14 protein-coding genes are annotated in these 14,275 nt (G+C 58.7%); 8 read left to right on the top strand and 6 right to left on the bottom strand.

What is annotated here, in order from left to right:
• Nucleotides 1–33: 33 nt before the first annotated feature.
• Genes VOI23_RS11450 through VOI23_RS11465 form a run of 4 tightly spaced genes read left to right on the top strand, consistent with a single transcriptional unit; the run spans nt 34 to nt 2,288 of the window.
• Entirely contained in the window at nt 34–789 is a 756-nt protein-coding gene (locus VOI23_RS11450; RefSeq protein WP_323784939.1) for an alpha/beta hydrolase, read from the top strand.
• A gap of 50 nt (nt 790–839) precedes the next feature.
• Nucleotides 840–1,274, top strand: coding sequence for a VOC family protein (locus tag VOI23_RS11455; protein WP_323784941.1), 435 nt, complete (start codon nt 840–842; stop codon nt 1,272–1,274).
• A 58-nt stretch (nt 1,275–1,332) separates the two neighbouring features.
• Complete coding sequence (locus tag VOI23_RS11460) at nt 1,333–2,046, top strand: alpha/beta fold hydrolase (protein ID WP_323784942.1); 714 nt, start codon at nt 1,333–1,335, stop codon at nt 2,044–2,046.
• Nucleotides 2,043–2,288 (top strand): hypothetical protein, encoded by a 246-nt coding sequence (locus tag VOI23_RS11465; protein WP_323784943.1) that lies wholly within the window; start codon nt 2,043–2,045, stop codon nt 2,286–2,288. Before VOI23_RS11460 ends, VOI23_RS11465 begins: the two co-directional genes overlap by 4 nt.
• 83 nt (nt 2,289–2,371) lie before the next feature.
• Here the strand turns inward: VOI23_RS11465 and phaZ are convergent, their stop codons facing one another.
• The gene (gene phaZ / locus VOI23_RS11470; RefSeq protein WP_323784944.1) at nt 2,372–3,646 is read right to left on the bottom strand and encodes a polyhydroxyalkanoate depolymerase; all 1,275 of its coding nucleotides are present in this window, start codon (nt 3,644–3,646) and stop codon (nt 2,372–2,374) included.
• Nucleotides 3,647–3,773: 127 nt separating this feature from the next.
• Between phaZ and VOI23_RS11475 the strand changes: the two genes are divergently transcribed.
• From VOI23_RS11475 to VOI23_RS11490, 4 genes are all read left to right on the top strand, one after another.
• The gene (locus tag VOI23_RS11475; RefSeq protein WP_323784945.1) at nt 3,774–5,567 is read left to right on the top strand and encodes a class I poly(R)-hydroxyalkanoic acid synthase; all 1,794 of its coding nucleotides are present in this window, start codon (nt 3,774–3,776) and stop codon (nt 5,565–5,567) included.
• Between the two features lie 133 nt (nt 5,568–5,700).
• Nucleotides 5,701–6,144, top strand: coding sequence for a phasin family protein (locus tag VOI23_RS11480; protein WP_323784946.1), 444 nt, complete (start codon nt 5,701–5,703; stop codon nt 6,142–6,144).
• Nucleotides 6,145–6,280: 136 nt separating this feature from the next.
• Complete coding sequence (phaR, locus tag VOI23_RS11485; RefSeq protein WP_323784947.1) at nt 6,281–6,850, top strand: polyhydroxyalkanoate synthesis repressor PhaR; 570 nt, start codon at nt 6,281–6,283, stop codon at nt 6,848–6,850.
• Nucleotides 6,851–6,854: 4 nt separating this feature from the next.
• Nucleotides 6,855–7,820 (top strand): LysR family transcriptional regulator, encoded by a 966-nt coding sequence (locus VOI23_RS11490; RefSeq protein WP_323784948.1) that lies wholly within the window; start codon nt 6,855–6,857, stop codon nt 7,818–7,820.
• A 128-nt stretch (nt 7,821–7,948) separates the two neighbouring features.
• On the opposite strand, the gene VOI23_RS11495 is transcribed toward VOI23_RS11490, so the two are convergent.
• From VOI23_RS11495 to VOI23_RS11515, 5 genes are all read right to left on the bottom strand, one after another.
• On the bottom strand, nt 7,949–9,166 hold the full coding sequence (locus VOI23_RS11495) for a DegT/DnrJ/EryC1/StrS family aminotransferase (protein WP_323784949.1): 1,218 nt from the start codon (nt 9,164–9,166) through the stop codon (nt 7,949–7,951).
• Nucleotides 9,167–9,306: 140 nt separating this feature from the next.
• Entirely contained in the window at nt 9,307–10,611 is a 1,305-nt protein-coding gene (locus VOI23_RS11500) for an FAD-binding oxidoreductase (RefSeq protein WP_323784950.1), read from the bottom strand.
• A gap of 115 nt (nt 10,612–10,726) precedes the next feature.
• A complete protein-coding gene (locus VOI23_RS11505; protein WP_323784951.1) occupies nt 10,727–12,085 on the bottom strand; it encodes a glutamine synthetase family protein in 1,359 nt (452 codons plus the stop codon).
• Nucleotides 12,078–12,761, bottom strand: coding sequence for a type 1 glutamine amidotransferase (locus VOI23_RS11510; RefSeq protein ID WP_323784952.1), 684 nt, complete (start codon nt 12,759–12,761; stop codon nt 12,078–12,080). The genes VOI23_RS11505 and VOI23_RS11510 overlap by 8 nt, the downstream gene beginning before the upstream one ends.
• Nucleotides 12,762–12,837: 76 nt before the next feature.
• Entirely contained in the window at nt 12,838–14,172 is a 1,335-nt protein-coding gene (locus VOI23_RS11515) for a glutamine synthetase family protein (protein ID WP_323785009.1), read from the bottom strand.
• Nucleotides 14,173–14,275 lie beyond the last annotated feature (103 nt).

Consider the following 14,275-nt stretch of genomic DNA (forward strand, 5'->3'; position numbering starts at 1 on the left):
GCGGCACAGTCGCGGCCAAACAGGAGGGACCCGATGAGCGACGCAAGCTTTATCACCACGGCGCAGGGCCGCCGGATTGCCTACGAGAAAACCGACGGGCAGGGGCCCGTCGTGATCTTTTGTTCCGGGCTGAAATCAGACATGGAAGGCACCAAGGCGGTGCATCTGGAGGCCTGGGCAAAGGCGCGCGGTCAGGCCTATATCCGCTTTGACTATTCCGGTCATGGCCGTAGTTCGGGCGAATTTGCCGATGGTAGTATCGGTGATTGGCACGAAGACACCTTGGCTGTGGTAGAGCAACTGACCGAAGGCCCCATCGTGGTGGTGGGCAGTTCGATGGGCGGTTGGCAGGCGCTGCTGTTGGCCCGTGCCATTCCTGACCGGATCGCCGGCATGGTCACAATCGCCGCGGCCCCAGATTTCACCGAAGACGGCTATTGGGCCAGTTTCACCGACGCCCAAAAGTCCGAACTGAACAGTCAGGGCTTTGTCCGGATGCCATCGGATTATGACGAAGATTACATCATCTCGAAACGGCTGATCGAAGAAGGTCGCGACCGTTTGGTGCTGCGCGAACCGTTGCGGATGAATTTCCCGGTGCGGTTCTTGCAGGGCACCGAAGACACCTCAGTGCCGACCGAAACGGCTGTGCGGTTGCTCGATCATGCCGAGGGCGATGATATTCGTCTGACCCTGGTCAAGGGTGCTGATCACCGGTTTTCCGATCCTGATTGCCTGACCCTGATCGAAAAGTCGGTGGAAAAGGTTCTGGCACGGGCCAAGGCTTGATATGCTTTTGGGTGTGAACACGCATACCTTAACCTGAACGGAGCCTTTTCATGGACCAGCGCATTTCCCTGATCACCCTTGCGGTCGATGACCCGGATCGGTCTGCTGCGTTCTACGATGCGCTGGGCTGGCAGCGGCAGGACACGCCTGACGGCATCATCGTTTATGATCTGTTGGGGCAATCGCTGGGGCTTTATCCGAAATCCGATCTGGCGCGCGATATGGGGCTGAAACCCGAAGACCTGGGCACCGGCGCGATGACGTTGGCCTGCAATCAGCACGACAAAGCGTCGGTCGATGCGGTGGTCAAGGCGGCGCGCGCCGCCGGGGCACGTATTCTGAAAGATCCGCATGATGTGTTCTGGGGCGGTTACATCGCCTATTTCTCCGACCCCGACGGCCATGTCTGGGAAATCGCCCATAACCCGTTTTCACCGTTACGCGACGATGGTGCCTTTCGTTGGCTGGGGTATGGCGGGAAATGATTGACAGGCGCCCATATGCGCCCGATTCTGCCTAACGAGGTCTAGAGCGGAGCAGCAGATGGCAGAGCCTTTGGTATTCCTTCCCGGAATGATGTGCGACGCGCGCCTTTTCGCGCCGCAACTGGCCGAACTCAGCCGCGAAATGGTGGTTTCGGTGGCCCCGATCACTCAAGGTGAAACGATCGAGGAAATCGCGTCGGGTTTGCTGGATGCCTTGCCCGCGAAGTTTGCTTTGGCCGGGCTTTCCATGGGCGGCATCGTGGCGATGGAGATCCTGCGCCGCGCGCCTGACCGGATCAGTCGGATCGCACTGATGGATACCAATGCGCTGGCGGAAACACCGCAATCTTCGACCGCGTATGAACCGTTCATCACCAAGGCACGCTCGGGACAGTTACCGCAAGCGCTGCGCGATTTCATGAAACCTGATTTTCTGGCCGCCGGGCCCGGGCGGATCGCGGTGCTGAACGCGTTTTTCGAAATGGCCGGGGATTTCGGCCCCGATCTGTTTGTACAGCAGATCCGGGCAGTACAACGCCGCCGCGATCAGCAACCGACCTTGCGCAAATGCAAATGCCCCGCGCTGGTGCTTTGCGGTGAAGAGGACGGGCTGACGCCGGTCAAGCGGCATCGCTTCATGGCTGAGCTGATTCCCTATGCGGAACTGAATATCATCCCCGGGGCCGGGCATTTGCCGACCCTGGAACAGCCACGGGCGGTCACCGATGCGCTGCGCGCCTGGATGGCGCAGCCGCTCGTTTTGCGGGCATGAGCGGAGATAAAAAAACAATCCTGAAGCGCCGTCTTGCGCAAGTGCAGGACTGGACCCGCCGTCATATCCCGCCGGGTCTGCGGCTGTTGGCCGGGCTGGTTCTGATGGTGGCGGGGGTGTTCGGGTTCCTGCCGGTGATCGGGTTCTGGATGTTTCCGCTTGGCGTTACTGTCGCGGCATTGGACGTCGTGCCGGTCTGGCAGGCGTTGCGCCGCTGGTGGTTCGCAAAGAACAAGAAATGATCAGGGCATTGCCTGACCCAAAGCAACATAAAACGGCGGAAGGGTGGGCCTCCCGCCGTTTTTGCGCCTGTTGATCGTTCAGATCAGCGGGCTGCTGCGTTTTTATTCGCAGGTTTCGCTTTGTTGTCGCCGCTATTGGCGTCGATGAAGTCCAGCACCAGCGGGCGGATGTTGTTGCGCCAGCTTTTGCCGGCGAAGATGCCGTAATGGCCCGCGCCTGGCTCGACATGGCTGGCCTTCTTGGAATCGGGCAGGCCGGTGCACAGGTCCAGCGCCGCGATACACTGGCCGGGGGCGGAAATATCGTCATTCGCGCCTTCGACCGTCTTCACCGCGACCGTGGTGATTTTGCCGATATCGACATGTTTGCCGTTCACGATGAATTCGTTCTTGGCGATCTCACCATTCTTGAAAATCCGTTCCACCGTCGACAGGTAGAATTCGGCGGTCATATCCATGACCGCCAGATATTCATCATAGAACCGGTTATGAGCGTCGTGATCTGACGATTCGCCCTTCATCGCGCGGTTGATCTGATCGCTAAACGCCTGACCGTGACGGTCGGCATTCATCGACATGAAAGACGCCAGTTGCAGCAGCCCGGGATAGACCAGCCGGCCCACACCTTTGTATTTGAAACCGACCCGCTGGATCATTGCTTCTTCCAACTGACCCATGGTGACGCGATTGCCGAAATCGGTCACATCGGTTGGCGTGGCGTCGGGGTCGATCGGGCCACCGATCAGGGTCAGCGACCGCGGCTGTGCCTTTGGTTCTTCGCCCGCCAGATAGGCGGTGGCAGCCAGCGTCAGAGGTGCCGGTTGGCAAACCGCGATCACATGGGTATCGGGGCCCAGATGGCGCATGAAATCGACCAGATAGAGCGTGTAATCTTCGACATCGAACTTTCCGGCAGAAACCGGGATATCCCGGGCATTGTGCCAATCGGTCACGTAAAGTTCGCAATCCGGCAGCAAGCTAACCACCGTAGACCGCAGCAGGGTCGCATAATGTCCGGACATCGGGGCAACCAGCAGCACCTTGCGCGGCTTGGTTTCGCGACCCAGAACCTTGAAATGCAGCAGGTCGCCGAAGTCGCCTTCGACCACCACTTCCTTCTCGACCAGATGGTCCCTGCCGTCTGCACAGGTCATCGACCGGATACCCCAGCTCGGCTTCACCGCCATGCGCTGGAACGTCCGTTCTGTTACTTCGCCCCAAGCAGCCACCCACTGCAACGCAGGGTTTGGCACCATCGAAAAAACCGGATAGGATGCAAGCGATAGGGCGGAGGCACCCAACCATTGGTTCGTATTACGGAACGTTTCCATGAAATCGTACGTGGCCATGTAGCGCATGCGTGTTTCCTTTTTGCTCCGGTGCTATATCCGGTCGATGTAGTCGTGAAGCCCTGCTGCTTTGGCGACAACGAGGCACCGAATACAAATTGCTGCACAGCAGCGATGATAGGGGGGATTTATTAATATGACAACTAAAGAGGATGCCGCAGGGCAAAATCTGGAAAAGCTGAATGCCAACCTGGCCAAGGTTGAAGAGCTTTCCAAGCGTTTTATCAATGCAGTGTCCCAACGCAACCCTGCGAATCCGACTCTAAATTCGCCGGATCAGGATCTGTTTCTGAACGCAGCGACCAGCTATTGGGCCGAAATGTTGCAGAACCCGGCCAAGCTTTTCGAGAATCAGCTGGAATATTGGGGCAAGTCGGTCAAACACTATATTGAGGCGCAGCAGGCGCTGGCCAAGGGCACCTTGCAGGCTCCGCCGGACGAGACCAGCGACGACCGGCGTTTCTCCAATCCTTTGTGGAAAACCCATCCCTATTTCAACTTCGTCAAACAACAATACATGCGCAACGCCGAAGCGGTGCGCAACGCGGTCAGCGATTTGCCGGATCTCGACGAAACTGAACGCAAACGGCTGAATTATTTCGCTCAGCAGATCACCGACATGATGGCGCCGACCAATTTTCTGGGCACCAACCCGGATGCGCTGGAACGCGCGGTCGAAACCGAAGGCGAAAGCCTGGTGCAGGGGCTGGAAAACCTTGTTGCAGACCTGGAGGCCAACAAAGGTGAAATGCTGGTCCGGCTGGCCGATGACAAAGCCTTCGAATTGGGCCGCAATATCGCGACAACACCGGGCGAGGTGGTTTTCCGCAACCGGATGATCGAACTGATCCAATACGCCCCGACCACAGAAGAGGTCCATGCCACGCCGCTCGTGATCTTTCCGCCGTGGATCAACAAATTCTATATCCTTGACCTGAAGGCGCAGAACAGCCTGATCAAATGGATCACCGAACAAGGGTATACGTTGTTCGTGGTCAGCTGGGTCAACCCCGACACCAGCTACCGCGATATCGGGATGGAAGAATATATCGAAGAGGGTTTCCTCGAAGCGATCCGTGTCGCCAAGGACATAACCGGTGAAAGCAAGGTCAATGCGGTCGGATACTGTATTGCCGGGACCACCTTACATATGGTGCTGTCATTGCTGAAAAAGCGCGGCGATAAATCGATCAAGTCCGCCACCTTCTTTACCGCCCTTGCCGATTTCAGCGATCAGGGCGAATTCACCCCCTTCCTGCAAAACGATTTCATCGACGGGATCGAAGTTGAAGTCGAACGCCAGGGCATCCTGCGCGGTTTCATCATGGGGCGAACGATGAGTTTCCTGCGCTCTAACGATCTGATCTACAGCCCGGCGATCCGCAGTTATATGCTGGGCGAAGCGCCGCCTGCCTTCGACTTGCTCTATTGGAATGGCGATGCCGCCAACCTACCGGGCAAGATGGTGATGCAATATCTTCGAGGCTTGTGCCAGCGGAACGAATTTGTCACCGACGGGATCGAATTGCTGGGTGAAACCCTGCATGTGCGCGATGTCGACGTGCCGATCATGTCGGTGACCTGCCAGAACGACCATATCGCGCGCTGGAAGGACTGTTATCGCGGCTTTCAGCAGACCGGCTCGAAGAACCGGACTTTCATTGTGTCGGAATCGGGTCATGTTGCCGGGATCGTCAATCCGCCATCAAAGAATAAATACGGCCATTACACCAATGAAGACCTCAGTCTGGACGCCGAGGACTGGATGGCCGGGGCAACCCATCACGACGGAAGCTGGTGGCCGCGCTGGGAAGCATGGCTGAGCAAGCGGTCGGGTAAAATGGTGCCGGCACGGGAACCGGGTGATTCGAGCTATCCGCCGCTTGCTCCGGCCCCGGGAACCTATGTTGCCGTTAAGGCAAGTCACTGAAATTTCAGTACAACCTAAAATTCTTTCTGCAGTGCAGCAAATCACTTGATTTTCTGCGCTGCAGCATGCATATTGTTTGCAGATGCAGAAACGCCGGGGTGGGCCCGGATGCATAGAAAAGGATTTTAGACCAATGGCAAATACTCAAGATTTCACCGCCGTCATGAAAGACATGATGGGCGCATTCCCCGTCGACACCAAATCGGTTGAAGACGCGTTCAAAACCCAGGCCGCGCTGAACGAAAAGCTGAGCACGGCTGCTCTGTCGGCTGCTGAAAAGTCGTCGGAACTGTCGAGCAAGTGGACCAAAGACACTCTGGCCAAACTGGGCGAGTTCACCAAGGTCAAAGACGAGCCGGCCGATTACGCCAAAGCACTGAGCGATTTTGCTTCTGCCTCGGCTGAAACCGCCGCCGAAAACATGGCCGCCTTTGCTGAAATCGCCAAAAAGCTGCAAACCGAAACCGTCGAATTGATGATGGCTGCCGGCAAAGACATGACCGCAGAAGCATCGTCGGCTGTTCAAAAAGCTGCCAAAGACGCGACCACTGCCGCCAAGAAAGCCGCAGCGAAGTAAGCGACAAGAATTCGCCGCATCCTCTCCTCCCAATTTGATGCGTAGCGTTGGGCGGGCTTGTAAAAGCCCGCCCTTTCTTTTTTTTCTGCGCTAGCATAAGCTTTTTCGGTAATGCCGCATTTTGGGAGGACCACCCATGGCCGACGAAAAAAAACCTCTGCTTATAAAGCGTTATGCAAGCCGTCGTTTGTACAATACCGAAACCAGTGACTATGTGACACTGGAAGATATCGCCGGATTTATTCGCGATGGCCGCGAGGTGCAGATCGTTGATCTGAAATCTGGCGACGACCTGACCCGGCAATATTTGCTGCAGATCATCGCGGAACACGAAAGCCGTGGCGAAAACGTCCTGCCGGTCAACGTATTGTCCGATCTGGTGCGCACCTATTCCAATCAAACCGGTTCGATGGTGCCGCAATTTCTGCAAATGTCTTTTGACATGCTGCGCGATGGTCAATCCAAGATGGTCGAAAACATGGCCAAGGCCAACCCGATCCCCACCATGCCCGGATTTGAGGCATTGCAGGCGCAGCAAGAGGCCTTCCTCAAGGCGATGACAGGCGGGCTTGCCGGGGTCTGGAGCGGTCCCGAGCGCGAAGAAACCAAAGCCACCGGGGCGGCGGATGAAGAGGAAGAAGACCTTGACGTCATCAAGAAGCAGCTGAGCGAGCTGCAGGACAAACTGACCAAAATGAGCAAGTAGCCAGATGGTGGACAGCCCCGGCCGAATCACGCTCTGGGGCGTCGAAGTGTTCGTCGCGACAGCGGAAGAAGGCAGCATTTCCGCTGCCGCGCGCCGTCTGGGGGCCAGCGCTTCGGCGGTCAGCCAGCAACTGACCAATCTCGAAGCGGCGATTGGCGCCACTCTTCTCAACCGCAACACCCGGCCCGTTGCCCTGACCCCGGCAGGTGAAATCTTTCGCCGCCGGGCAGGCAATATCCTGAACGAAGCGGCCCTGGCGCGGGCCGAACTGGCGATGGCCGACATGTCGGCACTGACCCGTTTCCGGCTCGGCATGATCGAAGATTTCGAAACCGAAATCACACCGCGGCTGCTGACCCGGCTGGCCGGGGAAATGAAGGGCTGCCAGTTTCTTCTGGAAACCGGGGCCAGCCATTCGCTCTACGATCAGCTCGACGCGCGCGCGCTTGACGTGATCGTCGCCGCCGATATGGGCGGTGAAGCCGAATGGATGGAAGTGCACCCACTTTTGTCCGAAGGTTTCGTGGTTGCCGCTCAGAAGGGCGCGGTCGACCGGGCGCAACCTCTGTTGCCGCAGCTACAGGCGCTGCCGCTGGTGCATTATACCACGCGTCACCATATGGGGCGGATGTTGTCGTCGCATCTCGCGCGGCAAAATCTGACCCTGGCGCATCGGTTTGAACTGGACAGTTATCACGCCATTCTGGCGCTGGTCGGGCAGGGGGCCGGCTGGACCATCCTGACACCTCTGGCACTGATGCGTGCGCGGCGTTTTGCCGATCAGCTCGATGTTTTCGAACTGCCGTTCGAACCGTTGTCGCGGCGGATTTCGCTGGTCGCGCGCAAGGGGACCTTGCAGGATATGCCCGAGCGGGTGGCCGAAGAACTGAAACCGGTGCTGCAACGACACGTGGTCGAACCTGCGGCGCGGGCCTATCCGTTCATGGCCGGCGTTTTGGAAATTCTCTGACGGCGTACGAGTCGTTTTTTCCCCGCAACCCGCGATCTTTCCGGCGCGGGTCGATTTTGAGTAATTGTAGAACGATGGAAACAGGGGGCGCTTTCATCGTTCCGCAAATATTCCCGCCGGAGGCACCTTCAGGTTCCGAACGCGCGGGTATTGCCCATCACGTCCTGTGCCGCCTTGATCAGCGCTTCGGCGATCACGTCCAGTTCCGGTAGCGTCAGCCGGGCTGGCAGCCGCGCATCGCAGGCTTTCATCAGCATTGCCTTAGTCTGCGGCAGCGAGGGGGCCTTGCCAAGGAATTCCCAGTTCCAGAAGGCGCGCGCATTATCGGTACTCAGCCCGAAAACCTGCACTTTCACACCGCGCGCAGCCGAGGCATCCTGAAATGCCCGCACCTCGTTTTCGCCCATGCCGACCAGATTGAACTGAATCGAATCCGGGGCCCGTTCTTCCGGGCCCAGTTTCTCGGGCACCTCGATCCAGGGCGACAGGTTCAGCTTTTCGGTGACGTAATCATGATTGCGACGGCCATCAGTCACCCGGCGCGGCACCTCGGCCAGTTGTGATCGCACGATGGCCGCGGACAGGTTGCCCAGCCGCAGATTGTACAGGGGCAGCTTGTTTTGCCAACGGGCAAAGGCCGCCTGCAATTCAGCGGCGTCTTCTTCGTTGCGCGCCAGATGCTTTTTCCAGTTATGTTCATAGGCGCCCGACATGATCGTCGCCTGGGCCAGAATATCAGCATCGTCAGTGATCAGAATGCCGCCTTCGCCTGCATTCAGCAGTTTGTAGCTCTGGAAGGAAAAACAGCCGATCTTGCCGATGGTGCCGATATTGCGGCCATGCCATTTGGTGCCCAGTGAATGCGCTGCATCCTCGATCATCGGCACGCCGCGGTCTTCGCAAAGCGCCGTGATTGCATCCATGTCCGAGGTATGGCCGCGCATATGGCTGATCATGACTGCGCTAATCGTGTCGTCCAGCTTGGCATCGAAATCTGCGATGTTGAGCCGGTAATTTTCCCCCACCTCGGCCAGCACCGGAACGCAATCGGCATGCACGATCGAAGATGGCACTGCGGCAAAGGTAAAGGCCGGGATCAGTACCCGCGCACCGCGCGGCAGGCCAAGCGATTTCAGCGACAGGAACAAAGCGGCCGAACAGGACGACACCGCCAGCGCGTATTTGCTGCCCAAGGCGTCGGCGAAATCGCGTTCCAGCAGAGATACCGGCGCGTTTTCCGGCGCGGTATAGCGAAACAGGTCGCCCGATTGCAGCAGGCGTTCAATTTCAGCCCGAGCTGAGGACGGGATTGGTTCTGCGTCATAAACGTTTGGCGGCAAACTCATTGTCTTCGGCTTTCCTGAATTTCTCTTTCAGGAATTATTAAACTAGCGGGCGGGAAAAGAAAATGAATTTGCGATGACACCCATGCTTGCGCGACAGTTTCGGTCAGATGTTGCCCCCGGGGCGCAGCATCGCCGCGCGGTTACAGGCCCAGCCGGTCGCGCATCGCGTACCAGCTCATTGCCAGCACCAACAGCGGCGACCGGAACGCAGGCCCGCCCGGGAACGCCGGGACCGGCAGCGCCGACATGGTGTCGAAGCCTTCGGCATCACCCTGGATCGCTTTTGCCATCACCATGCCGCAATGGGTGGCGGTGCCCAGACCATGGCCGGAATAGCCCGACGCATTCAGAATATTGGGGGCAATCCGCGCCACAAAGGGCAGCCGCTTCATCGTGATCGCCAAGGTGCCGCCCCAAGCGTAATCGATCTGCACATCCTTCAGATGCGGATAGATTTCAGTCATCGGTTTGCGCACCGTGGCGGTGATGTCGCGCGGGAAACGGTAGCCATAGCTTTCACCGCCACCGAAAAGCAGCCGCCCATCAGCCGACATCCGGTAATAATTCACAACGAATTTGCTGTCGCAAACCGCGATATCGCGGGTCAGCACCTTGGCTGCCTCGGCACCCAACGGTTCCGTCGCCACCACGAAATTGTTGATCGGCATCACCCGCGCCGCCACTTTCCGGTTCAATCCGCCCAGATAGCCATTGCAGGCCAGAACCACATGATCGCAGCTGACCCGGCCATGTTCGGTCCGCAACACCGGCTTGGCCCCCTGTTCGATATGATGCACAGGGGTCTGCTCGTAAATCCGGACCCCCGCCTCGATCGCTGCCCGGGCCAGCCCCAGCGCGAAATTCAGCGGATGCAGATGCCCCGCCCCCATGTCCAGAACCGCGCCGTCATAGGCAGGCGAGGGGCAGATATCGGACCACTCCTGCGGCGACAGGGCCGATATCTGGTCATAGCCGTAATCGCGCTGTAGCTTTTCGGCATAATCATGCAGATGGGTCGTGTCGCGCTTGCCGAACCCGGTCCAAGCGATGCCGGGTTTCAGGTCGCAGTCAATCGCATGTTTTGCCACCAGATCGCGCACCAACTGCTTGGCCTCTTCGCCCAGATCCCATAACCGATGCGCGGCATCGCGCCCCAGCATCGCTTCCAGCTCTTCCTGATCGCGGCGCTGGCCGCTGCCCAACTGGCCGCCATTGCGCCCCGAAGCGCCAAACCCGACCCGGTGCGCCTCCAGTAGCACCACGTCGAAACCCGCCTCGGCCAGATGCAGCGCCGCTGACAATCCGGTAAACCCACCGCCGACCACACAGACATCGGCTCGGGTCTCGCCCTTCAGTTCGGCGCAAGGGGGCAGCGGCCGGGCGGTCGCTGCGTACCAGCTGGTCGGATACTGTCCCTTCTGGTCATTCGAATATAGCAGGTTCATGGACGGTCTCTTTTTCTTCTTTTCGCAAATATCCCGGGGGAACCGTTGGAAATCGTCTTTAACTTTCAACGATGGGGGCAGCGCGCCCGAGGCGCGGCACTGTTTTGCCGGGGTCTCAGACGTTCAGCAGCAGGTGCTCACGTTCCCATGGGCTGATCACCTGCAGGAATTCTTCATACTCCGTCCGTTTGATGATCGAATAGACCCGGGCAAAATCGGGATGCAGAACCTCGTGCAGCGCTTCGGCGTTTTCGAACAGGTCCAGTGCGTCGCCCATAACCCGCGGCAGATCGGTTTCGTCCTCATAGGCATCGCCCTTGAAACTGGGCCCCGCCCGCTTCTCTTCCATCAGTCCGAGATAGCCACAGGCAAGCGATGCGGCGATGCCCAGATAGGGGTTGCAATCCATCCCCGCCAGACGGTTTTCAACCCGTCGTGCGCTCGGTCCCGAAATCGGGATGCGGATGCCGGTGGTGCGGTTGTCGCGGCCCCAGGCCAGGTTGATCGGGGCGGCGTGATCACGCACGTAGCGGCGATAGGAATTCACATAGGGTGCCAGCACCGCTATGGCCGAAGGCAGATAGGTTTGCAGCCCGCCGATAAAGTGGAAAAACGCGTCCGTCTCACCGCCCTGGGGGCCTGAAAACAGGTTTTCGCCAGTTTCCATGTCAATTACCGAATGGTGGATATGCATGGCGCTGCCCGGTTCGTCTGCGATCGGTTTCGCCATGAAGGTGGCGAAACAATCGTGGCGCAGGGCAGCTTCGCGGATCAGCCGCTTGAAGAAAAACACCTCGTCGGCCAGCTTCACCGGATCGCCGTGGCGCAAGTTGATTTCCAACTGACCGGCGCCGCCTTCTTGGGTGATGCCGTCGATTTCGAAGCCCTGAGCTTCGGCGAAATCGTAGATATCGTCGATCACTGGGCCGAATTCGTCGACAGCAGTCATCGAATAGGCCTGCCGTGCTGCGGCGGGGCGACCGGAGCGGCCCATCATCGGTTCGATTTTCTTGGCCGGATCGGTATTCTTGGCAACGAGGAAAAATTCCATCTCCGGGGCCACCACCGGGTCCCAGCCCTGCTTGTGATACAGATCGACCACCCGTTTCAGCACGTTGCGCGGCGCATAGGGGATCACGTCGTTTTTGCGGTCATAGGCGTCGTGGATCACCTGCAGCGTCCAGTCGCCGGTCCATGGCGCGGCAGTGGCGGTTGACATGTCCGGTTTCAGGATCATGTCGCGTTCGATGAACCCCTCTTCGCCTGCGGCTTCGCCCCAATCGCCAGTGATGGTCTGGAAAAAGATCGAATCGGGCAGGTGGAAATAATCCTGCTTGGCGAATTTCGAAGCTGGCACCGCCTTGCCACGGGCAATCCCGGGCAGGTCAGAGATTATGCATTCGACCTCGTCCAGACGGCGGTCTTCGAGATAGGCCTGTGCGGCTTCGGGCAGGCTGTCCATGAAGTCATTCATCTGATTTTCCTTTGAAAAATGCGGCCATCTTTTGCGCCAGCCCGTGATCGTCCAGCGGTTGATCCAATTGTTCTGAAATCTGCTTGATCATGGGGTCGGGCAGCACGCCGGGCGCCCGGTGTTGAAGCAGCCCTTCCATCATGCGCGTGGTGAATTCCGGATGCGCCTGTACCGTCAGGATACTATCGCCATAGATCAGCGCCGCATTGGCGCAACTGTCATTCGAGGCCAGCACCCGCGCCCCTTCCGGTGCGGTAATGACCTGATCCTGATGCCAGGCGTTCAGCACCACCTCGTCATCACCGAAACGATAGCGTTGCGGTCCGGCGATCCAGCCGTGGTCGAATTTCTCCACCCGGCCGCCGAGGGCCTGCGCGATGATCTGATGACCAAAACAAACCCCGATCATCGGCTTACCCGATGCTTTCACATCGCGGATGAAGCTTTCCAGCGGCGCGATCCAGTCATGGTCTTCGTAAACCCCGTGTTTCGACCCGGTGATCAGCCAGCCATCGGCTGCGTCCACGGAGGCGGGGAATTCATTGTCCACGACATTGAAGGTTTCAAAATCAAAGCCATGCCCCTCGAGAAGTTTGGCGAACATGGTGGCGTAATCGCCCAGTTCGCCTTTCACTTCATCGGGCGCATGGCCGGTTTGCAGGATGCCGATTTTCATGGGTCACCAGTTTGTTCGATAATTGCGAAAGTATGTGCGGGTTAGGGAGAGGACGGCAAGGGGCGCAAGCGCCCCGTCACACCGTGTCGAGGTATATCTCGACACGTTCCGCTGGCGTCAGCTCACCCATGTAATGCAGCTCCTGCCGCTTGGTCAGGATGAAATTGCGGATCAGTTCGGGCGCAAAAATCCGCTTGATGACCTCGCTTTGTTCAAAGGCGTCGATCGCCGCGCCCCAAGTGTTGGGTACCTGTGGCAGGTCCAGCGCATAGGCATTGCCGGTGATCGGGTCTTGTGGTTCTATCCCGTCCTCGATCCCGGTCAGTGCCGCACCCAGAATCGCCGCCAGCATCAGGTAGGGGTTCACATCGCCCCCCGCAAACCGGTGTTCGATCCGCCGCGCCTTGTGGTCGCCGGACGGAACCCGGATCGCCGCAGTGCGGTTTTCATAGGCCCAGCAGATCCCGGTCGGCGCATGTGCGCCCGGCACCATGCGGTCATAGCTGTTCCAATGCGGCGCAAAGACTAATGTGCTGTCGGCCATCGCATTCAGGCAACCGGCTATCGCGTGGCGCAACGTGTCGGTGCCTTTTGGGCCGCCATCGTCAAAGACATTGTTACCATCCTGATCCAGCACCGAAAAATGGGTGTGCAGCCCGGACCCGGCGTAGTCTTCGTAGGGTTTAGCCATGAAGCTGGCCGCAAATCCGTGACTGCGCGCCAATCCCTTGACCAGCATCTTGAACAGCCAGGCATCGTCGGCCGCGCGCAGCGCGTCGTCGCAATGCATCAGGTTAATCTCGAACTGACCCAGACCCGCTTCGGAAATCGCGGTGTCTGCGGGAATGTCCATTTCTTCGCAGGCGTCATAAAGGTCGGTAAAGAAGTTGTCGAACGCGTCCAGCGCCCGGATCGACAGCGTTTCGGCGCCTTTGCGCCGCTTGCCGGATTGTTCGCTGATCGGAATTTGCAGTTTGCGGCCTGAATCGTCGATCAGGAAGAATTCCAACTCTACCGCGACGACCGGGGTCAGTCCGCGTGCCTTGTAGCGGTCCAGTACCGCGCGCAGCGCCTGACGGGGGTCGCCATCATAGGGGCTGCCATCTTCGCGGAACATCCAGATTGGCAGCAAAGCGGATGGGGCAGACAGCCATGGCATCGGCATGAAGCCGCGCTCGGTCGGTTTCAGCACGCCGTCGCGGTCGCCGCTTTCGAACACCAGCGGGCTGTCGTCGATATCTTCGCCCCAGATGTCGAGATTAAGTACCGACACCGGAAAACGGGTGCCGTCTTCGACCACCTTGTCGGCAAAGCGTGTTGGAATCCGCTTGCCGCGCGGCTGACCGTTCAGGTCGGCGGCGGCTACACGGATGGTGCGCACCTCGGGATGCTTTCTCAGCCAGTTTTTCATATTCATCGTCATACGCCTGATGAGGCCGTGCCCGTGCGGGAAACGCAAGCCCGTAGAAACGGGGGCGTTCAAGCGTCAGGTCCATGCCCTTGGTCCTAGTTAT

Origin of the sequence: Thalassovita sp. (assembly GCF_034670005.1) — a bacterium.
In the GTDB taxonomy this organism is placed as follows: domain Bacteria; phylum Pseudomonadota; class Alphaproteobacteria; order Rhodobacterales; family Rhodobacteraceae; genus Thalassobius.